We start from the raw sequence: 18,545 nt of genomic DNA on the forward strand, positions 1-18,545 counted from the left end.
AACCCAGGCACCCGAAAGCGTCGACAATGCTCATAACCGAGCCGCCGTCCTTGACCCATTAGAGAACACTATCGGTGGACTGCGGTCGCTCGCTAAGGCATCTCGTAACGCCCTGAAAGCAGCCGTTGGGTCAGTGCGATCGGAGGCGGCCGCTCCGCAGGGGCCGTACTCTGCTTCCATCGCGGCGGCTCATAAGGCTCTACGTCTACAACGAGCTTCATGAAAGGCTCGCTTACCGCCGCTGCAGTTGCATTAGTTTAACGGAGGATGCAATGATTACCGGAGCACTTTGCAAGGCTGCACGCGCCCTGGTGCAGGTGAGCCGTTCCACGCTCGCCTCGCGATCGATTAATCCGAAAGGACGTGATTGAGATGTTCGAACGCGGCGTCCACACGCCCGACGATTCGACCCTGGCAATCCTTAAGATCACGCTCGAGGAACTCGGCGCTGTTTTCATACCCGATGAGGGCGCCAACGGTGCGGCTGTTCGCTTGAAATTCAGCCGTTCCGTCACTAACAGATTGCGCACGCTAGTTAATGAGGGCGGTCCATCCTCATCAGACGCGGTCCCCTAAGTCTACATCCCCCGGCCGGCGCCGCGGGGCGGCCGCCGGCCCTCGGTGGGCACATGGTCTACGTATTGCCGCTGGAATCCACCGCTACAGGTGCGCGCGACGCGCGATTCCGGGCAGCGATGGCGAACCGCGCGCTACGCAATCCCGTAGCACTTGGATCTCTTGCGCACTCATTTGATTCTTTGATTCAGTGCCATCTCGGCGGTACTTCTCATCTCGCCCGAAGCCTGGATATAGCCGGCGATCGTTCGGGTGCGCCACCTTCATTCTCCCACACAGCCAATGATTCGGCTTCCCACGTCGCAACTTCTTCGCCGCGGCTGCGAATGCAACCGACAGCAGAAGCACCAGGAGCATCGACATCGGGACTGACGTGATTTGCCGTCCCTTCGATGCGGTGCGGTCCGAAATCGTGGACAATCTGCCTGGTCGTCCGAACCTTTTCTGCCGCCTCCGGCTGATAGACGATCTTCTCGACCGTAATCCTCTCCGCGGCCTCTCCCGGCCGCCGCAGAATGACGCTTTGTCCTTCCGCAAGACCCAACATTGCCAATCTGCGCGGATTGGCGATGGACAATGTCAAACCGACCCGCCCGCGCATCGCATCGTGGATTTCCGCAGCACCGCCCTCGATACGATGGCTGACGTGGCTGTTAAGTGTCACAATGGTCGAAGGGATATCCTTCCGGAACATGACGATGGCCTTCGTCAGTTTATGCTGCAGGATTGCGCGCACCAGGTCATCGTTGCTCGGCCATCGGTCCTGCAAGATTTTCAAGAGAGTGAAATCCCTGATCGTGAGTCGACAGACATCGGATATGAACATGGTACGTCTCCCGCCGGCCCGCCCCAAACGGTGTCGGCGACAAGTGTTGCTTTTGTTCGGGGTGATCCCCTGCGCCGCAACCAGATCTGGGACAGGACCGGCGCAGGGGTCATGCTCCTGCGATAAGACGGTCCCTGTAAGCGAGGGGGCGGAGACCATGCCTGACGGAAAACATCATCTAGGCTCCGGACAGGATCGCATGGCGAGGATCATCCGATCCCCGGTGAGTTGACGAAGCTGGTGGCGCCTGACCGACCGACAGCACGATCAATTCGTGCTTCCGGCTATTATGGTCGGTCCAAGTGGCTGACTGCCCAGCCGAAAGACCCAGGAGCGCGGTTCCGATGGGGGTGAGGACTGATACCTTTCCCGCGGAGATGTCGGCATCGCGGGGAAAGACAAGCGTGATCGTCCGCGTATCGCCCGTGTCGGTCTTGTAGCGGACGATCGATCCCATCCGCACAATGTTCTCCAGATCCGAGTCAACAACGACGTGCCCGCGGTCGAGTTTGAGAAGCAACGCTTCGGATTGCACCGCCAGGCGCGCGGCGGCGAGCGCCAGTTCTGCAAGGCGCTTGTAGTCCCCCGCGTTAATGGTGATGGCCGGCTTAAGACGAATGTCTGTTCTATTGTGCATTCTGTAATACCCATGCGGTTCCCGCGGCCAATGCGCAGCGCACTGGCCGGCCGTTGCCGGCGTTGTTGCGTAACTGCGGCCATCCCGAGTGCCTCGGCATCTCCGTCTGTTTAGGCCTGCGATGCACGCTGAGCGAGGGTTCGGCTGCGGCGCGACTGTCAGCAAGCGACGTGGTCGTCCGCGAAGCCTCCGCGGACCTCCTCGGCTGGCACTGGTCATTTGCCTGCCGGAACGCTGCGTGCCGCGTGTCCGGTGTGGAGAACTTCGTTTCTGGTGCGAAAGCCTTTTCGCCGCTTCCCGTTTCACGCTGGTCCGACCGGCGCAGCTTCAGCGATATCCTGAACACAAAATACACGGCAACCAAGACGATGAAGACAAAGAGATCGAACGGCTCGTTCATGTCGATGTGCTCCTTCTTTCGAACGCATGCACAGATCCGGGCATTGGTAATGCTTCAGCCTTGTTTCGAGGACGCTGTAGTCCTTGGACGTCAGTTGCCAGTAATCTGCGACGGGCACAGCGAGTCTCCCAATTGCCTGGGAACCAGGGTTCAGGCTCCTTGCGATCCGGGCTGCCCGCCTGGTTAGAAGCCGGGTTGAGCAACCCATGGTCTAATCTCCGGCGCTCGAGAGCACCGGCATGTGTCGCCGGCTTCCATCCTCCAGCGCCGACTGGCCGACGGAAATCACAGACAGTCGATGTAGGCGACCGTCCCGCGCCGTCCACATGATTGATTGACCGACCGAGAGGCCGACAAGGGCGGTGCCGATTGGCGTCAGAATGGATATCTTACCTTCGGAAATATCGGCGTCTTTCGGGAACACGAGCGTCACTGTTCGACGATCTCCGGTGTCGGTTTCATACTCCACCGTCGATCCCATTCGGACGACATTCCCAGGTACCGAGCTGTCCGAAACCACGCGTGCCCGTTCGAGCTCAAGTATGAGACCATCGGAAATCTCGGGAAAGCGATCAGCCGCGGCGAGCGCAAGCTTGTTCAATCGCTGGTGATCCGTCTCGCCAATCACGATCGACGGCTTTCGTGGTGTCTGGGTGTGCTTCTTCATTCTTTGCGTCCTCCTATGGTTCACCTTACCGCCACGCTTCGAGCACCATTGGTCCGCGTTGGGATCTCATTGATCGACCATGCCTCGCTCTGCAGGATCGCCATCACCTCCTCGGACGACCGGGCCAGTCGGAGCCCCTTCCGGATCAGCGGCGCCCGCACGAACCGAAACAGTTGCGAAAGCGCGGGCAAGAAGGTGCGAGCCTCGGAGCGCGGCCAAAGCAGGGTAAAGACGAGATCGACGGGAACGAGGTCGGGGCTGTTGAAATCGACCGGAGGAGCCAGTCGCGTAAACGACGCGACGGGCGACGAGATCGAGCGCAGCAACGCGTGCGGGACGGCGATGCCACGACCAATGGCGGTCGAGCCGAGCCTCTCGCGCCGCCAAATGCCGCGGAGAACCTCCCGATCATCAAGCCCGGTTCTCCGCGCAATTTTCACAGCGATCTTGGACAGCGCCGAGTGCTTTCCCTTGGTCGCAAGGTCAAGGGTAATATCTTCTTCCGACAGGTTTCCGAAGATCATCATGGTCGCCTCTTAGCCAAATACGCGCGACTGCCAGTGAAGTGCGTTCGGCACTCCGTCTGCAGCGGTCTTGCGTTGAGTTGAAAGAACTGGCTGACCCGGACGCGAAGCGAGTTCGCGTCCGGGTTAGAGGCCTGCTTTGAGGCGTTTTGGCTCTCGATGTGGCATGTAAATAACCATGATATCTGAAAGATGGTGAGAGAATTTTTTAAGTCAAGCGTTCAGCTACTAAAGGTGCACCGCGCTTCAATTCTGGCTATCTCGCGCTCGGAAGCCTTTCACAACCTAAGGCGGTTAAACAGTAACCTTTATGATAATGCAGAAATAGTGCATTCAAATGCTAGTTTATTTCGTTGGACTTGTATTGCCCCGTGGCTCTTGAATGGCTCTACGCTGCAGGTCGAGCAAGCAGCCCACCGGCTGCCGGAGTTTGGTCGATCGCGATTTTCAAAGAAAAGGATTCCGTGATGAAAAGACTCCTCCTGGTCCCTGGCCTGACACTGGCTAGCTCGCTTGGTGCAATCGCGGCGGACGAAGTCGCAAAAGCGCCGCCAGCCGCCCCTTATCAGCAGGTCAGCAAGCTGGTGAAGTTGCCCGACTTCCTCCCTGGAATGGGCCAGCTTTTCGTCGATCCGGCGACCCTGCGGGCCGGGCCGTTCCTCGCATATGACCATGACGGAAAGCTTGTCAGCACCATCTATATGCTGCCGACCAAGGATCTCAATCTGGACAAGTCATTCGACAACCTTGCAGCGCCCGGCGGCAGCGTCGACCATGTCGACGTTTACTACAATGCCGGCCATCCAGGCGTGGAAGAGCCGCATGTCCACGTGGTCCTGTGGCATGTTGCAGAGGCCGACGAAGCGAGCGTCGCCAAATGAGGGTCGCGCGGCGTGAAGTGCTGGGTCTATGGGGCGGGCTCGCCGCCGTCCTTTCCCTGTCCAAGCGGGACGTGTGGGCCGAAGAAGCCGTGGAGATCAGGATGCAGGGGCGCGCCGATGGCTCGCATGTCTGGTTCGACCCGATCGGTGTCTTGATCAAGCCGGGTCAGATGGTCCGCTGGACCAACTTCAATCCCGGCAATTCGCATACGACGACCGCCTATCATCCAGCAAACTTCGGGAGGCCTCGGCGCATTCCGGAATCGGCAAAATCCTGGGATTCAGGCTATCTCCTGCCCGACGAGAGCTTTTCGGTCACCTTCACCGAGCAAGGGGTTTATGACTATTATTGCGTTCCCCACGAGCAGGCTGGAATGGTCGGCCGCATCATAGTCGGCGAACCGGAAGCGCATGGCGGCTGGATGGAGGCGGTCGCTGCAAGCAGCGGCCTACCGGATGAGGCCCTCAAGACGTTTCCGACGGTCGAAGAAATAATGGCAAAGCGGACAGTTCGCCGAGTTTAGATAGCGCACGCGCGTAGCGGCGGGTGTCCAGCCGACGAGCGAATAGACGAAGGCGATGGCACGGGGACCGTAGTTTCCGCACGGCATCGGGAACCATGAGGGGCTATCATGACAGATATGGCGTTTCGGGCAGACCTATTGCTGCAACCGCAGGCGGAGAGCAGCGGCGGCACACAGACTGCCGAACAGCGCGAAAGCGCAATGCGCCGGCTCGCCTCCTTGGGCGAGATGACCGGCGGTATCGCTCATGATCTCAGAAACATCCTGGCGATCGTCGAATCCGGCCTGAGGCTTGCCGAAAGAAAAGCCGACCAGCCGGAGAGCGTGCGCGCCTTTATCGCGGCGGCGCGGGAAGGCGTCGACCGGGGTGTCGAACTGATATCGCAGTTGCTCGCTTTTGCAGACCATAGAGAACTCGGCCTGCAAGTGCGCGACCTGAATGAGCTCGTCCGCTCTTCCGGGCCATTCCTGAGATATGGTGCGAGACCTGGCATCCGCGTCAGGTTTGAACTTGGTTCCGACGTTCCCAACGTTCTGATCGATCCGGCGTTGTTCGACGCCGCCGTCCTCAATCTTGTCCTTAACGCTCGCGATGCCATGCCAGGCGGCGGCGAGATTTGGATCGTAACGGAGCGGCTCGTCGCGACGAATTGTGCGCCTGGCGGGCCGGTGCCGGGAACCTATGCCCGGCTTCGCGTCAAGGACCACGGCTGCGGCATGCCACCGGACGTTCTGCGAAAGGTGCTGGATCCGTTCTTCACGACGAAGGGCGAGAACGGCACCGGCATGGGACTAGCGCAGGTGCGCACTTTCATGCAGATGGTCGGCGGCCATCTGAGCATTGCCAGTGAGCGAGGGACCGGGACCACAGTCGATCTGCTGTTTCCATTGCACGACGCGGCCGCTTAGGTCTCGATGTGGCCTTCGGAGATCGCGCGCAATCCCGCAAGGGCAGGTCCGACGACACTCTCTTCGGAGTTTGCAGACCTGACCGCGTAAACCGGATAGGAGTATTGCGGCATGTCGGGTACGAGGTGGAGTTCACCCGCAGCTAAATGCGGCTCCACCGCGCTCATTCTGAAGTAGCCGGAACCGCCGCTCGCGAGGACATAGCCGAGAGCCAGGGGACCGAGATCGAAAGAGAGGTCTGGTGCGACATCCGGGAAATTCATGTCGTGTTGCCGCCCGAAATCCGGCCCCCAATCCATGTAGACGTAACTCGCCTCCTCAAGGCGCTTCGCTTCCGGATCGGTTGTCACAAGCACGAGCTTTTCTTCCATCAGCAGATCGATTCTAAGGCCGGGGCGATGCTGGGGAGCATACATGATCGCCACATCGACCATTCCCGAGGCGACCTGATTGATCAGATCCTGGGGCACGTCGACATGTACGCGAAGCGCAATATCGGGAAGAAACCGACGAATCCATCTGACCCAGCTCAGCAGCAGCGGGTGCGCAAGCGTGACTTCGCTGCCGACCGTCAGCACCGCTCGGCGCCCTGCCGGCACTTTGACCTGTTGACGAGTGCGCTGCCATAGCTGGACGAAGGTTGGCGCGTGGCGCAGGAACTGCTCGCCCGCCGGGGTCAGTGACGCGCCGCCCTTGTTCCGAATAAACAGCGGCCGGCCAAGCAGTTGTTCGAGGTGGCGAATCCGCGCGCTGACCGTCGTCTGAGCAACATTCAAGCGCTCCGCGGCTCGAATAAAACTTCCCGTTGAAACTATTTCCAAGAAAGTACGGGCTAGTTCAATGTCCATCATAGTATAGCATAAAAATTGCGCTTAAATGTCAATCAAATTCGTTTGCTAAATACTATCCGAGCCGTAGGCTTGGGTGGAATCCAGCAGTCCTAGCGCTGCATGCTGCGTAGACAGCGGGCCGAACGCGGGGGCCATCTTTGTTGCGGCGCGGTGCGGTTGGCTGGCCATGGACGCGCCGCGGTCGACACTCACGTCACTCGTCGTCGTTCCCCAAATCTGGACGGGGCATTTTATCGATGTGCCAGCAAGAGCTCCCTGAGAACGACTGCATCGTTGTGCGTCTCGTCGTGCGCCGCATAGACGAGCGTGATCGGACCTTTAAGCGCCAGGTCGCGCAGTCGATCAAATTCCTCGTGATGCGCCTCAATCTCTGCGGTATATCGCCGGCGGAACTCCTCCCAACGGGAGGGATCGTGAGCGAACCATATCCGCAGCTCGGTGCTTGGTGCCAGCTCCTTTATCCAATAGTCGATTGCGGCATCGGTTTTCCTCACTCCACGCGGCCACAGCCGGTCAACCAAGACACGCGTGCCGTCACTGTCCGTCGGACTTTCATAGGCACGCTTCAGTCTGACGTCCTTCCCGGAGATTTTGGCGCTCATGCACGTCGCTCCCTACTGCCCTGTCTTCACAGACATAGGGCGAGCGATCACATCTGCTACGACCAAATCACCTCGGAGATCACGTCGCCAATGCGTCATGCGGTCATGCCAGGAGAAAAACCATGAAGTTCTTTGTCGATACAGCCGATATTGTCGAAATACGCGGGCTTGCCGGCGCAGGTGTCGTCGACGGAGTGACGACGAACCCCTCGTTGATCGCAAAGACGGGCCGATCGATCCAAGAGGTTATCAAGGAGATCTGCGAGGCAATTGAAGGCCCGGTCTCAGCGGAGGTCACCGCGACTGAGTTCGACAGCATGGTCGCCGAGGGGGAGCGGTTGGCCAGCATTGCTCCCAATGTGGCCGTCAAGGTGCCCTCGACCTGGGATGGGTTCAGGGCTTGCCGGGCACTCAGCGAACGCGGGCTGAAGGTCAATGTCACGCTCTGCTTTTCAGCGAACCAGGCATTGCTCGCGGCGAAAGCCGGCGCAGCATACATCTCGCCTTTCGTCGGCAGGCTGGATGATATCGGCCTGGATGGCATCGAAGTCGTCCGGGAAATCCGGGCGATCTACAACAACGACGAATCCTTCAATACGGAAATTCTGGCGTCCTCGATCCGCACGCCGCTGCATGTCACGCGAGCCGCAACGGCAGGCGCAGATATTGCGACCGTGCCACCGGGAGTGCTCAGGAGTCTGGCCGAACACCCGCTCACCCAGAAGGGACTGGCGGCCTTTCTGGCCGACTGGGATAGGACGGGGCGGGCCATTCTTTAGATGTCCTGTTGCCCTTTGTCATGAGCTATCCAGCAGAAAAACTGCACTCAACAGGCGATTAAATTCGTTTGCTTAATAGGCGCAGCGGCAACAAACTGGCTGGTGAGATCAAAGGCCGCGATCCGCAGAGGTCGCTTTCAGGCCCCGCAGCGGGCTCCATCTCGATAGCCAAGGAGAAACGAATGGCTGCTGAGCCTACAAGCATGACTGGGCCTGATCTGACGCGTGGCATAAGTCTTGCCGATCTTCCCGCCGGAAGCCAGTTGGTTGGCCATTGCGGCGATGCGCACGTGCTGCTTGTGCGCCACGGGGCTGAGATTTTCGCCGTTGACGCGCATTGCACGCATTACAAGGGTCCGCTTGCCGACGGCCTGGTGGCCGGCGACACCGTGCGCTGCCCATGGCATCACGCATGTTTCAGCTTGCGGACCGGCGAGGCCCTGCGCGCACCCGCCTTCAGGCCGTTGGCATGCTGGTGGGTGGAGGAGCGCGATGGCAATATCTTCGTGGTCGGCAAGCGCAAGCGTGCGGAAACGGCAACGAGCGAGCGCCCTGTCGAGGCAACGCCCGAGAAGATCGTCATCCTCGGCGGCGGCGCGGCCGGCTTTGCCGCGGCCGAAATGCTGCGGCGGGAGCAATATGCCGGCAGCATCGTCATGCTCAGCGACGACGCGGCGCCGCCTGTCGACCGGCCGAACCTTTCCAAGGACTACCTTGCCGGCAAGGCGCCGGAGAGCTGGGTCCCGCTACGGGGGGAGAGCTATTATTCCAAGAACCAGATCGACTTGCGTCTCGGGACGCAAGCGGAACGCATCGAGCCGCGGACTCGCGAGGTCATCCTCGCTGGCGGGGCATCCGTCCCTTATGACAGATTGCTGCTCGCGACCGGTGCAGAGCCGGTTCGCCTGACGATACCGGGTGCCGACCAGCCCCATGTCCACACGCTGCGCTCGCTCGCCGACTGCCGTGCCATAATCGAGCAGGCGACGACGGCCCGCCGGGTCGTCGTGCTTGGAGCGAGTTTCATCGGCCTCGAAGTTGCCGCGGCCCTGCGCGCTCGCGGGGTCGAAGTGCATGTCGTCGCACCCAGCAAGCACCCGATGGGGCGCGTCCTCGGCGCGCAGATGGGCGACTTCATCCGGACCCTTCACGAGAAGAATGGCGTCGTTTTCCATCTCCTGGAGACTGTAAGCAGTATCAATGGCAGCGAGGTGAAACTTCGCGGCGGCGACATCCTGGCCGCCGACCTCGTTGTCACTGGCATCGGCGTGCGGCCGCGGACGGGGCTCGCCGAAACGGCAGGGCTGACAACGGACCGCGGCATCGTGGTGAATGGTTTTCTCGAAACCAGTGAACAGGGGATCTTCGCGGCCGGTGATATCGCGCGCTGGCCCGATCCGCATAGCGGAGAGAACATTCGCGTCGAACATTGGGTGGTGGCCGAGAGGCAGGGGCAGACCGCGGCGCTGAATATGCTCGGCCGGAGCGAGAAGTTTACAGCCGTGCCGTTCTTCTGGAGCCAGCACTACGACGTCAGGATCAACTATGTCGGCCATGCGGAACGCTGGGACGAGATCATGGTCGAAGGCGACATAGCCGGCAGGGACTGTCTGCTGCGCTTCAAGCGCGACGGACGCGTATTGGCTGTCGCTTCTATATCCCGCGACTTGGAAAATCTGATGGTCGAAGTGGCAATGGAGCATGAAATGGTCGCCTGCTGACGAGGCAGGCGCCAAACCGCCGCAGCGAAAAAGAGGAGTTGAACTATGTCGATGTCGCCTGACGGCAATCTGGCTCCTGGCGTGCGCAGGAGTACGCCCGACAAGCACTACTCGAGGTCGATCATTTTCATCGACGAGATCGCCGGGCAAGAGCCGCATGAGACCTCTACTTCGGTCGATATCTTCTCGCGCGATGGCATCAGATGGTACTGCCAGGTCCGTTGCGGCGAACGGCAGACTCCGCCGATGGGGCCCTTCACAAAACGACAGGCGGAGCGGGTTCAGGAGGCCCGCAGGACGCGGATCGCGCAAAAGGGAACCGCGTGGCTCGTCTTCGAGCGAACCGGAGAGGACTGGTGATGACGCAAATTAAGCCGCAGCAGATCTGCTCCGAGGAGCTACGATATCGGTCATGCGCAGGGAAAACGACCGTCCGGCGGGGTAGGACCGGCGGTGACGAGCGGCCGCCGTCTACGCCCAAGAGCGACGGCTAGCCCGCAACCCGCGCCCGACAGCGTCCAAAGGCCGCATCTCGACCGATTGAAACATTGGATCAAGTGACCATATCGGAGTCATGACTACTTCACGTCGACACAAGAAATACCTGGTCATCTCAGCGTCCCTGCTGACGCGCTCGTAACCCCGAGCGGCTCGAACGCACGCGTTCGCCGCCTCGGGGATCCCTCTCAAATACACAGTCTGGCCACGGCTACTCGCGCGCGGAGCTCGGCGCTATCGCGTCTCCATGTCGCCGATGCCTCCCAGATGCCCGTTCGCCGCTTCGCTTCTGCGGACCTCGCGGCGGCCGGGCCGATCAATGCTGCGAATGGAGGGCAATAATGTCCGCATACGAACACTCATCAACTCAAATCCGCCAGGATCTGACGCTGCGCAGTCCCAGGGTGATGGTCGCGGGACTTCTTCTACGCGCGCTGCAGCGGCGGCAGCGGAGGCGGGCGGCCGCCGCGCTTCATAACCTCGACGACAGGCTGCTCGAGGACATCGGCATAACGAGGAACGACATCCCGCGGATTGTCGAAAGGCTCTTCGGTCCGCCGGAACAGATATAGGTGAAATCCGGGAACTGTGTCCCAGCCCGGCTGCCCGGCTTCGAAAAGCGGCATCGATGGCTGGCGTGCTTCAACCCGGTGAACAACGGTTCGCAGGCCAGCGAGGCATAGCGCCGTCCGCTGGCCTGCCGGAGGCTAACGATGGATAGGACAACCAAAACGATCATCGCGGTGGGCATCTTTGGATTGATGGTCTTCGCTTTTGCGACGCTCTGATAGGACTTGGCTTGACCGGCGTCATTGTGTCGCCTTGAGAAGGCAGGTCCATAGGCCAAGGTGGATATCATGTGCATGGAGACTTTGATCAGGATATCGAGGCTTGCCGGGGAGGGACGAGTCCTTTCCCGGAGCAGGCTCCTCTAACCCTGAACCCCGCGCCTAAAGTCCTGCTCCGGGACATTTTTTAGAAGGGCGGTTCTTCCCGCGGCGCCTCGGGGTGCCGCACTACATTGAGCAAAGCATGAGAATATTCCGTTCAAGGCGCATCTGCCTTTCCTGCAGCCATCCATTGCCAAGGGCGGCCTCAAATGTCGGAGTCAGTATCATCGCTCCACCGGGAGTTACGACAAACTCGTTGCAGCGGAGCAAGTGTTCAGGTGCTCAATTTATTACCTCCGCAGCTCTCAAGGACCGCTTGAGCATCCTGAAGATCGAGCGACCCGTGGCCGTTAGAGAGACAGCCGAGGAGCGGCATGAGCAGCTCGCAGGCCTGCGCTCTAAGACCCTGTGCTCGCCAAAGCCGGGCCAAACTCACCGCCGAGCGCAGTTCCCACATCTTCGCATCCTGCATGCGGGCGATGTCGAGCGCACTGCGGAAGCACGCCTCGATTTCGGCAAGATCGCACTCTGAGCTCGATGACATGAGTTCGCCCTTGAGCCGATACAGCTCCGCCTCGCACCAGCGGTTGCCAGTGCGCGCGACAATGGTAACCGCCTCGTCAATCAAGGTGCTACCCTCGGCAAAACGATCAGCCTTTCCATGCGCCTCCGCGAGTAAGCCCATCGCCCAAGGCGCCGTCATTCCTGACCCGATCGCCTGCATCCCAGCCAACCCGTCTCGCAACCGCTCGATGCCTTCCGCGATCAGGCCCCGCTCCGCCAGCACCCACCCCTGCAGGAAGACTCCCTGGGTGTGCCAGAATGGAAATTCGTGTTCGGCCGCGAACGCCAACGCCAACTCCGCCGCCTCTTGCGCCTTGGCGATGTCGCGTCGATGCACGTGCAAAATCGCCGCCCATGTCAGTACATAGGCACGGCTGAACAAATGCCCGAGGCTCGCGGTCATGGCGAGCGCCTCGTCCATCAGCTCCAGCGCCCGGTCATCGTGGCCGAGATACCACAGCGCCATGCCGCCACGGCACAGGCAGATCGGTCCTCCATCCTGTCCATAGAGCGCTAGATGGGCCCGGTGCTGGGCGATGTCGTACTGGCTGATCCCGTGCTCGAAGTGCTTCCATGCCGAGGCGAATTCGCCGCGCCAGGAGCAGGTAATGCCCAAAGCATAGGACGCTTCCACCACGAGCACAGGATCTGAGATCTGCTGCGCCAACCTCAGAAGCCGTTCGCCAAGGTCTCGCGCCGCGGAAAGCTCGGACCGCACCGCATGATGAATGGTGAGACCGAGGAGGACCGGGAACAGCCTGGGCGTTTCCTGGATCCGCTCCGCCAGGTTGAGAGCACGGTTGTAGACGCGCTCGACCTCCGGGTGGCCATAGCCCTTCGCAGCGGTGAGCACTCGTCCCATGGTGATCAACAACGTCAGCTCAAGCTCGGCGCGCTCCGGATTCTCGGGCATCTGGGCGAGCAGGTCGAGTGCCTTGGCCAAATGGCCGACGGCCTCGGCATTCGCCGCCCGCTCGTTTGCGTGCTCGGCGGCCCGGTGCCAGAACACGACGGCTTGCGGCAGCTCTCCTGCCTCGGTCAGATGATGGGCCAGGAGCTCGGGCTGAGCGGACACGACATGTGGGGCGAGTTCTTCGAAGACCTGGGCAATACGGCGATGGAGTTCCCGGCGGCGACTCTTGAGGAGGGATTGATATGCGGTATCTCTGACGAGCGCGTGCTTGAAGCTGTAGATCGCGTCAGGGGGACTTCCGCGCCGAAAAACCAGCTCAGTTGCAACCAGTTGATCAAGGCTCCTTTGCAGCTCATGCTCATCGAGCACAGCTAACGCCGCAATCAGCTCATAGGAGAACTCGCGCCCGATGCAGGCGCCTATCTGGGCCACCACCTTGGCCCTGCCGAGGCGGTCGAGGCGGGCCATCAGCGAGTCGTATAGCGTTACCGGGATCGCCAGCGGCGGCATATGTGCAGCCAGTCCAAACTGATCGCCGGCCACTCCCAGCAGACCAGATTCGAGCATGGTTTTGGTCAATTCCTCAAGGTACAGCGGTACGCCATCGGTATTGGCCAGGATGTAATCGAGCACTCCGGCAGGCAGTGCCTTTCCGCCGGTCAGCCGTTCGACCAGCGATTGGGCGTGCACCCGGTCGAGACGATTCAGCACCACCTTTGTCACGTGCCGGTAACTACGCCAAGGCGGGACGAACTCGGGCCTGTGGGTAATGACCAGCAGCACTGGGAGCTGCCGGATGCGGTTCACGAACAAGCTGAATAGCTCAAGGCTACTCGCGTCCAGCCAGTGAGCGTCCTCAAGCAACAAGAGCACCGGCTGCTTCGCAGCCAGTCTGGCAAGCTGGGCGATGAGGACGTCGAAGGTTCGGTTCTTACGCTGTTGGGGCGCAAGATCCAGTATTGGACAGCGGCCGCTGCCCGGAATTCCGAGAAGCTCGGCCAACAATGGGAGCGCTTCGCTCACCTCACCCACCTGTTCCGCGATCAGCGCCTGGAGTTTGGCGAGCTTCACGACCGATGAATCCTCGCGTTCAAATCCCGCTTCCTGTTCAAGCTGGGCAATCACCGGACGAAGCGCGCTGTTCACGTGGTGTGGCGAGGCGAAATAGCGGCGCAACCTGTGCGGTTCTCGAAAGAGACGCTCGCGAAGGGCCAGGGTGAGACGTGACTTGCCGATTCCGGCCTCACCCTCGAGCAGGACGACCTGACCTTCGTTGGCCTTGGCCTTAGTCCAGCGATCGACCAACAATGCGAGTTCCGGGTCACGGCCGACCAACGGCAGCACGGCCGCGTGACCGGCCTCGAAGCGGTCGTCGCTACGCACTTCGCCGAGCACCCGAAACGCTTCAGCCGCCCCGGAAAAACCTTTGATCGGCCGCAGTCCGATGCTCTCGAGCTTGAACTGGCCCCGCAGCAGTGCGCGCGTCGCTTCGGCAATGACCACTGTGCCGGATCCGGCCAACGCCTGTAGGCGGGCCGCCAGGTTCGGCGTTTCACCTACGACGCTGCATTCCTCGGCCTCGCCGGTGCCGATGATGTCACCCACCACGACCAGGCCAGTGGCGATTCCAATCCGAACAGCCAGGTGTTCGCCTGCCGCATCCAGCCGGTCGACGGCCTCAGCGACCGCGAGGCCGGCCCTCACGGCCCGCTCGGCATCTTCCTCGTGAGCCTGCGGATAGCCGAAGTATACGAGGACGCCGTCGCCCATATACTTGGCAACAAAACCGTCGTACCGGCCGACGATCTCGGTGGCGCAAGCACGGTACGCCACGATCGACTGCCGTAGGTCTTCTGGATCGAGGCGGGCGGAGAGTGCTGTCGATCCAACGAGATCGCAGAACATCACCGTAAGCTGTCGCCGTTCCCCCTCGCTGTGGGTCCGTGGCACGGAGGGACGTAGTGCCGCCGTGGGCGGCGGCGACTGCTGAGCCAGGGTCGCGGCCGCCCTGAGAAAACGCTTGCGGTCACCAAGGGAAAGTCCGAGCTCCTTGAGGTCGGCATCGGTGAGATCGTCGACGACATCGAGATCGATGCCGTTCTTCAAGAAGGTTTGGCGATACTGCTCAAGCCTGATGCTGGCGAGCCAGTCTCCGATGTCGGGCATGACCTAGCATCCTCTGACATGGTCGAATTCGGCTTGCTCTAAGGCGCTTTCCCGCGAGTCGAGGGCATACAGCTTACACCTGTGACCCGGATCAGTCCTCGTCAATTCAGTCCCACGAGCAGCAAGCGCTCGACCACCACCGCCTTTCCTGAAGGCTCGTCCGGGTTCACGATTAGCCGGCGTGAAACTGAATTCCCGGAGCGGGAGTGAAAGCATCGGAAATGCTGTGCCCAGTCTGATCTGCGTCGATTGTCAGTTTATTGTAAGAACGCGGCCGTTTCCGTTACCTTGGGCACTTCATGACGAGAATTAGTTGCCACAATTGGTCTTGGAGTGCTCGACCGGCTGGCGCCGAAGTGCTTGAAGGCGTTGGTTTTGGAGATCTTCTCAAGCCCGCAAATGAAGGCATCAGGATGACAACCAAAACTGCGAATCCATCTTGTCAGCAAGATCGCTCGTGGCTTAACGCCCGATATCCATTGAGCACAATGCCGGCGACGGAAGCGCCGGCTATCCGCTCGTTCGCTTAGGCGATCTCGCGAGCTCTCTTTGCCAGGTGGTCGGCGAGCCGGGCTGCCTCTTCGGCAACTCCAGGTATGGTGTCCGACTTTCGCGTCGATGCGAAATCAAGGCCGTGAGAGGCAATACAGGGGTCGACCAGGTCATGCCGTAGCGACCTGAGGCGGCTCAGCGTGCTGACCTCGTCGAAGTCCATCAATCGGGTTTAGCGATGTCAGCCGAGAGGATGGCCGATAATCTGCGCTGCATTGGAAGTACCCCGCCCTGCGCACGTCGACGCAGTGGCCGATGGTAGCGCTTGGAATCCGGCGCAGACATCGCCGCCGCCATCGGAGAGCGGCGGCTTGGATCGATCTTTCCGGTTCGATCCGTCGCAAAAAGGTCGGGCCTGACCTTCAGCGAGACCAGCGATGGCGGCGCTTCAATGAGAAGCGCCGCCATCGCGACCAGATCACAAGCTCGCAATTTGCTGTCGATCGCGAGATTGAACAGCGCCAGGTCGCGCACTGCACCCAACATCTGAAGGCGGGTTCGGATGGCCCAGACCTCCTTCGCCTTCAATGGGGGCTTCTGACCGATGATGCGGCCCGAGTTCACGCTGGACATAGCCTTCCTCCCAAAGCCACCTCCACACCGCAGCGCTGAATCTTCAAGCGGACGGATCGTACTTCGAGAAGCGATTTTTCGGGTGGAAGAAGATCATTCGTCTCGCTCAACGGAATGAGCAGGGTGCGCCACCGCCCGCCATTCCTCGACTGCGCGACGAACTACCGCTCGTCCACCGTGTGCGAAGTTCAGCCTGGGCGCGACGCGAATCATGCAGGGTCAAACATCCATAGATCTGGTCGGCGCCGCGCTTCAGCCATTTTCCAGCTTAGAGAGAGCCCGGCTGTCGGGCCGGGCTCTTATTTACCTTGTTGGTTGTCGGCCGGGTTTGCGATAGGGCATCGAGGTTCCGGTCATTTGATCTCCCACGACGTGTTATGCGGTATGTCCATCGCAGTATAGCCGCCGGGTCCAGCCAGTGCGGGCATCTCCATACACGCAAAGGGCTCACGCCCGGTAATGCCCGCGTACTTGCCGGTGCCCCCGGTGATGATATGGGTGCCACAAGCCATTTCCGGCTGCGACTTGTCGAGGTCGCGCGTATCGAAGGTCGAAAAGATCTTGTCGCCATCCTTGTCGGCCAGCACACAGGCGCCATCAATAAAGTTCTTGTCGCCCGAAGCGACGCTTACCGCGGCGCAATGTGCTGACATCTTGTCGAGCATTGCTTCTCCCTTCATATTTTCGGTAGTCCCGACCGCCTCCAGCGCGGTGGCCTTGCCGACGCCCGGAACGTCAATGCTCATCAAGGGGCGAAAAACGAAGTGCGTCACGTAGGGTGTGGTCCCCTTTTTTTCGATAGGGGCCCCCATGACGGTTCCGGGAGCAAGGGCAACGAGTAATCCGAAGAAAAGCGCAGTTTTGACAGGTGTCATCGCTGCGGCGGATGCCGCGATCATGGTTTTCATCGGTTCCTCCTTGGTGTGAGCGGCGGATCCAAGCCGATGCTCAGCGTCGCCGCAGATTAGAGGCAACCTGCTTGCGCTTGAGACGTCCGCCGCGCGCCCGATCCCACCGATCGAGATCACGCGTGCGGCTGTAATCCAACTCAACTAGCTTCGACAGTGCCTGAGCCGAGACTGCATCTCCGATATGCCTCGAACTCCTCCACACTCATGCCGTAGCGGACGCATGAGCAACTGCCTCACAACTATGATATCAGAACTTAGCATGCCGAGCCACGTTCGGCGGATCTGCTGCAGATAAAGCTGGCTTTCCTGCGACTAGAATACAGCGTCGTGGGACGATGAGCACTGAACGACCGCAACGGACTAGGGACTTGCCCGTCAACTTCTCGGCAGCAAGGTCCGAGAAGGGCCGAAAGTGAGAGTTTGGCCGGATCAGACGAACTTCCGCAACGGGGTCGAACGCGGAAGCTAGCGTTCGATTGCCCGAGTCAGATGCCCCGCACACACGTAAGGACCGTGAGCCCATGAGGACCTACACCTTCTTCGAGGCGACGCCAGCCGAATGCTTCGTAGAAAGAGCGCCTTTCCGGCAACGCGCAGAGATAGGCGACATCATGACCCAGGTCGAACGTCGCTTCAGCCGCGCGACGGACAAGAGCCCTGCCAATTCCCTGATGCCGGTGTTCGGCATCGACCCATACGGCCGCCACCCATGGAGCGTATTGCGGACGCTCCTCCAGATCGCAGGAGATGATCAGCGTCGACCCCAGGTAGGTCGCGCCCTCGTGGGCGACAAGCCCAAAAGGCAACTCTCGCTCGTCTAACATTTCCTGCATATGGTTGGCCACCTGTTCGAGGGGGTGGCCTGCGCCTTGCCACCAGGCCCGCCAGACGCGATCCGCAACCGTCGAGCAGAAGCCTGGCTGATCACGCAGGTCCGAGATAGCGTAGTGCTGCGACTGTGGCCGGGGCATGCGGTCCTCGTAAGTTTCAGGTCTAGGCCCGGTCGGGCGTAATCTCGATCTCGAGCGCTTCGTCACGCGCCCACTCGAAGAAGCGCATGTCTGTGATGCGACCACCATCGAGGTATTGCCGGTCGCCCCGCGCCCAATACTCGATCACTCGAATGGGCACACTGTTCATTGTGCTTCCGGCCAGGCAGCAATTGACGGCCGGGGGATCGCCGTAGTGAAGCGTTCTGGCGCGGATAGCGTCGGCAATTGGCCTGAAATTCAGTTGATCGGCGACCCGGGCTTGCCGTTCTTGAGGTGTCTCAAGGGACTTTACGTTTACACCAGAGAAGGCAACCCGGAAGTGCCGGCGGCACGATTGACAGGCGATTTCGGCAAGAGCGACTTCTTCGACGGAAATGCCCACTACCTGGTTTGGCTCGAACTCGCAGTATCTTGGTACTGCGTGCTCATCGAACCACCGAGGATCTTCGTCAATTCTCGAGAGTATGTCACCGTAGTAGGCGTGCATGGCGTCCTCTGGTTCGGGTCGATGGTCTTTCAGTTTGGCGTTGTCTTTGCATTTTCGCACTGCACCGACCCCACGCACGCACGTAGTCGAACATAGCCTTGC

Annotated in this window: 19 protein-coding genes and 1 pseudogene; 8 read left to right on the forward strand and 12 right to left on the reverse strand. The window is 60.5% G+C overall.

Features of this window, described 5'->3' with window-relative positions:
• Positions 1 to 787: 787 nt before the first annotated feature.
• From CO676_RS21020 to CO676_RS21040, 5 genes are all read right to left on the reverse strand, one after another.
• Complete coding sequence (locus CO676_RS21020; RefSeq protein ID WP_179875576.1) at positions 788 to 1,429, reverse strand: nucleoside-diphosphate kinase; 642 nt, start codon at positions 1,427 to 1,429, stop codon at positions 788 to 790.
• 151 nt (positions 1,430 to 1,580) lie between these two features.
• On the reverse strand, positions 1,581 to 2,039 hold the full coding sequence (gene rnk, locus CO676_RS21025; protein WP_097522494.1) for a nucleoside diphosphate kinase regulator: 459 nt from the start codon (positions 2,037 to 2,039) through the stop codon (positions 1,581 to 1,583).
• Positions 2,029 to 2,439, reverse strand: a complete 411-nt coding sequence (locus tag CO676_RS21030; protein ID WP_097522495.1) for a hypothetical protein — start codon at positions 2,437 to 2,439, stop codon at positions 2,029 to 2,031. The genes rnk (CO676_RS21025) and CO676_RS21030 overlap by 11 nt, the downstream gene beginning before the upstream one ends.
• A 211-nt stretch (positions 2,440 to 2,650) precedes the next feature.
• Positions 2,651 to 3,106, reverse strand: coding sequence for a nucleoside diphosphate kinase regulator (rnk, locus tag CO676_RS21035; RefSeq protein ID WP_097522496.1), 456 nt, complete (start codon positions 3,104 to 3,106; stop codon positions 2,651 to 2,653).
• Between the two features lie 20 nt (positions 3,107 to 3,126).
• The gene (locus CO676_RS21040; protein ID WP_097522497.1) at positions 3,127 to 3,633 is read right to left on the reverse strand and encodes a PTS sugar transporter subunit IIA; all 507 of its coding nucleotides are present in this window, start codon (positions 3,631 to 3,633) and stop codon (positions 3,127 to 3,129) included.
• A 464-nt stretch (positions 3,634 to 4,097) separates the two neighbouring features.
• On the opposite strand from CO676_RS21040, the gene CO676_RS21045 reads away from it, so the two are divergent.
• The 3 genes from CO676_RS21045 to CO676_RS21055 all read left to right on the forward strand — a co-directional run bounded on the left by CO676_RS21045 (position 4,098) and on the right by CO676_RS21055 (position 5,944).
• The gene (locus tag CO676_RS21045; RefSeq protein ID WP_097522589.1) at positions 4,098 to 4,511 is read left to right on the forward strand and encodes a DUF5602 domain-containing protein; all 414 of its coding nucleotides are present in this window, start codon (positions 4,098 to 4,100) and stop codon (positions 4,509 to 4,511) included.
• Positions 4,508 to 5,035 carry a plastocyanin/azurin family copper-binding protein gene (locus CO676_RS21050; protein ID WP_245424384.1) on the forward strand — a complete coding sequence of 176 codons (528 nt, stop codon included), beginning with the start codon at positions 4,508 to 4,510 and terminating at the stop codon, positions 5,033 to 5,035. Before CO676_RS21045 ends, CO676_RS21050 begins: the two co-directional genes overlap by 4 nt.
• A gap of 108 nt (positions 5,036 to 5,143) precedes the next feature.
• Entirely contained in the window at positions 5,144 to 5,944 is an 801-nt protein-coding gene (locus tag CO676_RS21055; protein WP_097522498.1) for an ATP-binding protein, read from the forward strand.
• On the opposite strand, the gene CO676_RS21060 is transcribed toward CO676_RS21055, so the two are convergent.
• Positions 5,941 to 6,795, reverse strand: coding sequence for a LysR family transcriptional regulator (locus tag CO676_RS21060; protein WP_245424385.1), 855 nt, complete (start codon positions 6,793 to 6,795; stop codon positions 5,941 to 5,943). The two genes, CO676_RS21055 and CO676_RS21060, sit on opposite strands and share 4 nt — an antisense overlap.
• A 230-nt stretch (positions 6,796 to 7,025) precedes the next feature.
• A complete protein-coding gene (locus tag CO676_RS21065) occupies positions 7,026 to 7,397 on the reverse strand; it encodes a DUF488 domain-containing protein (RefSeq protein WP_097522499.1) in 372 nt (123 codons plus the stop codon).
• 122 nt (positions 7,398 to 7,519) lie between these two features.
• On the opposite strand from CO676_RS21065, the gene fsa reads away from it, so the two are divergent.
• The 4 genes from fsa (at position 7,520) to CO676_RS21085 (ending at position 10,967) form a co-directional block, all read left to right on the forward strand.
• A complete protein-coding gene (gene fsa, locus CO676_RS21070) occupies positions 7,520 to 8,176 on the forward strand; it encodes a fructose-6-phosphate aldolase (RefSeq protein ID WP_097522500.1) in 657 nt (218 codons plus the stop codon).
• 182 nt (positions 8,177 to 8,358) lie between these two features.
• Positions 8,359 to 9,897, forward strand: a complete 1,539-nt coding sequence (locus CO676_RS21075) for an FAD-dependent oxidoreductase (protein WP_097522501.1) — start codon at positions 8,359 to 8,361, stop codon at positions 9,895 to 9,897.
• 45 nt (positions 9,898 to 9,942) lie between these two features.
• The gene (locus tag CO676_RS21080) at positions 9,943 to 10,257 is read left to right on the forward strand and encodes a hypothetical protein (protein WP_097522502.1); all 315 of its coding nucleotides are present in this window, start codon (positions 9,943 to 9,945) and stop codon (positions 10,255 to 10,257) included.
• A gap of 479 nt (positions 10,258 to 10,736) precedes the next feature.
• Positions 10,737 to 10,967: a DUF1127 domain-containing protein gene (locus CO676_RS21085; RefSeq protein WP_097522503.1), complete on the forward strand. Its 231-nt coding sequence runs from the start codon at positions 10,737 to 10,739 to the stop codon at positions 10,965 to 10,967.
• A 592-nt stretch (positions 10,968 to 11,559) separates the two neighbouring features.
• On the opposite strand, the gene CO676_RS21090 is transcribed toward CO676_RS21085, so the two are convergent.
• The 5 genes and pseudogenes from CO676_RS21090 to CO676_RS35365 all read right to left on the reverse strand — a co-directional run bounded on the left by CO676_RS21090 (position 11,560) and on the right by CO676_RS35365 (position 18,104).
• Positions 11,560 to 14,928 (reverse strand): adenylate/guanylate cyclase domain-containing protein, encoded by a 3,369-nt coding sequence (locus tag CO676_RS21090; protein WP_097522504.1) that lies wholly within the window; start codon positions 14,926 to 14,928, stop codon positions 11,560 to 11,562.
• A gap of 957 nt (positions 14,929 to 15,885) precedes the next feature.
• A pseudogene (locus tag CO676_RS21100) lies at positions 15,886 to 16,053 on the reverse strand (integrase); the annotation flags it as partial.
• Between the two features lie 353 nt (positions 16,054 to 16,406).
• Complete coding sequence (locus tag CO676_RS21105) at positions 16,407 to 16,961, reverse strand: hypothetical protein (protein WP_097522506.1); 555 nt, start codon at positions 16,959 to 16,961, stop codon at positions 16,407 to 16,409.
• 488 nt (positions 16,962 to 17,449) lie between these two features.
• Positions 17,450 to 17,935 carry a GNAT family N-acetyltransferase gene (locus CO676_RS21110; protein ID WP_097522507.1) on the reverse strand — a complete coding sequence of 162 codons (486 nt, stop codon included), beginning with the start codon at positions 17,933 to 17,935 and terminating at the stop codon, positions 17,450 to 17,452.
• Between the two features lie 22 nt (positions 17,936 to 17,957).
• Entirely contained in the window at positions 17,958 to 18,104 is a 147-nt protein-coding gene (locus CO676_RS35365; protein WP_179875577.1) for a hypothetical protein, read from the reverse strand.
• 45 nt (positions 18,105 to 18,149) lie between these two features.
• Between CO676_RS35365 and CO676_RS34650 the strand changes: the two genes are divergently transcribed.
• Entirely contained in the window at positions 18,150 to 18,539 is a 390-nt protein-coding gene (locus CO676_RS34650; protein ID WP_144340173.1) for a hypothetical protein, read from the forward strand.
• Positions 18,540 to 18,545 lie beyond the last annotated feature (6 nt).

The organism is Sinorhizobium sp. BJ1 (assembly GCF_002531555.1).
GTDB classification, from domain to species: Bacteria; Pseudomonadota; Alphaproteobacteria; order Rhizobiales; family Rhizobiaceae; genus Sinorhizobium; species Sinorhizobium fredii_B.

Coding starts and splice junctions, on each gene's coding strand:
- rnk (WP_097522494.1), bottom strand. CDS start 2,039: ATGCACAATAGAACAGACATTCGTCTTAAGCCGGCCATCACCATTAAC.
- CO676_RS21030 (WP_097522495.1), bottom strand. CDS start 2,439: ATGAACGAGCCGTTCGATCTCTTTGTCTTCATCGTCTTGGTTGCCGTG.
- rnk (WP_097522496.1), bottom strand. CDS start 3,106: ATGAAGAAGCACACCCAGACACCACGAAAGCCGTCGATCGTGATTGGC.
- CO676_RS21040 (WP_097522497.1), bottom strand. CDS start 3,633: ATGATGATCTTCGGAAACCTGTCGGAAGAAGATATTACCCTTGACCTT.
- CO676_RS21045 (WP_097522589.1), top strand. CDS start 4,098: ATGAAAAGACTCCTCCTGGTCCCTGGCCTGACACTGGCTAGCTCGCTT.
- CO676_RS21050 (WP_245424384.1), top strand. CDS start 4,508: ATGAGGGTCGCGCGGCGTGAAGTGCTGGGTCTATGGGGCGGGCTCGCC.
- CO676_RS21055 (WP_097522498.1), top strand. CDS start 5,144: ATGACAGATATGGCGTTTCGGGCAGACCTATTGCTGCAACCGCAGGCG.
- CO676_RS21060 (WP_245424385.1), bottom strand. CDS start 6,795: ATGATGGACATTGAACTAGCCCGTACTTTCTTGGAAATAGTTTCAACG.
- CO676_RS21065 (WP_097522499.1), bottom strand. CDS start 7,397: ATGAGCGCCAAAATCTCCGGGAAGGACGTCAGACTGAAGCGTGCCTAT.
- fsa (WP_097522500.1), top strand. CDS start 7,520: ATGAAGTTCTTTGTCGATACAGCCGATATTGTCGAAATACGCGGGCTT.
- CO676_RS21075 (WP_097522501.1), top strand. CDS start 8,359: ATGGCTGCTGAGCCTACAAGCATGACTGGGCCTGATCTGACGCGTGGC.
- CO676_RS21080 (WP_097522502.1), top strand. CDS start 9,943: ATGTCGATGTCGCCTGACGGCAATCTGGCTCCTGGCGTGCGCAGGAGT.
- CO676_RS21085 (WP_097522503.1), top strand. CDS start 10,737: ATGTCCGCATACGAACACTCATCAACTCAAATCCGCCAGGATCTGACG.
- CO676_RS21090 (WP_097522504.1), bottom strand. CDS start 14,928: ATGCCCGACATCGGAGACTGGCTCGCCAGCATCAGGCTTGAGCAGTAT.
- CO676_RS21105 (WP_097522506.1), bottom strand. CDS start 16,961: ATGAAAACCATGATCGCGGCATCCGCCGCAGCGATGACACCTGTCAAA.
- CO676_RS21110 (WP_097522507.1), bottom strand. CDS start 17,935: ATGCCCCGGCCACAGTCGCAGCACTACGCTATCTCGGACCTGCGTGAT.
- CO676_RS35365 (WP_179875577.1), bottom strand. CDS start 18,104: ATGAACAGTGTGCCCATTCGAGTGATCGAGTATTGGGCGCGGGGCGAC.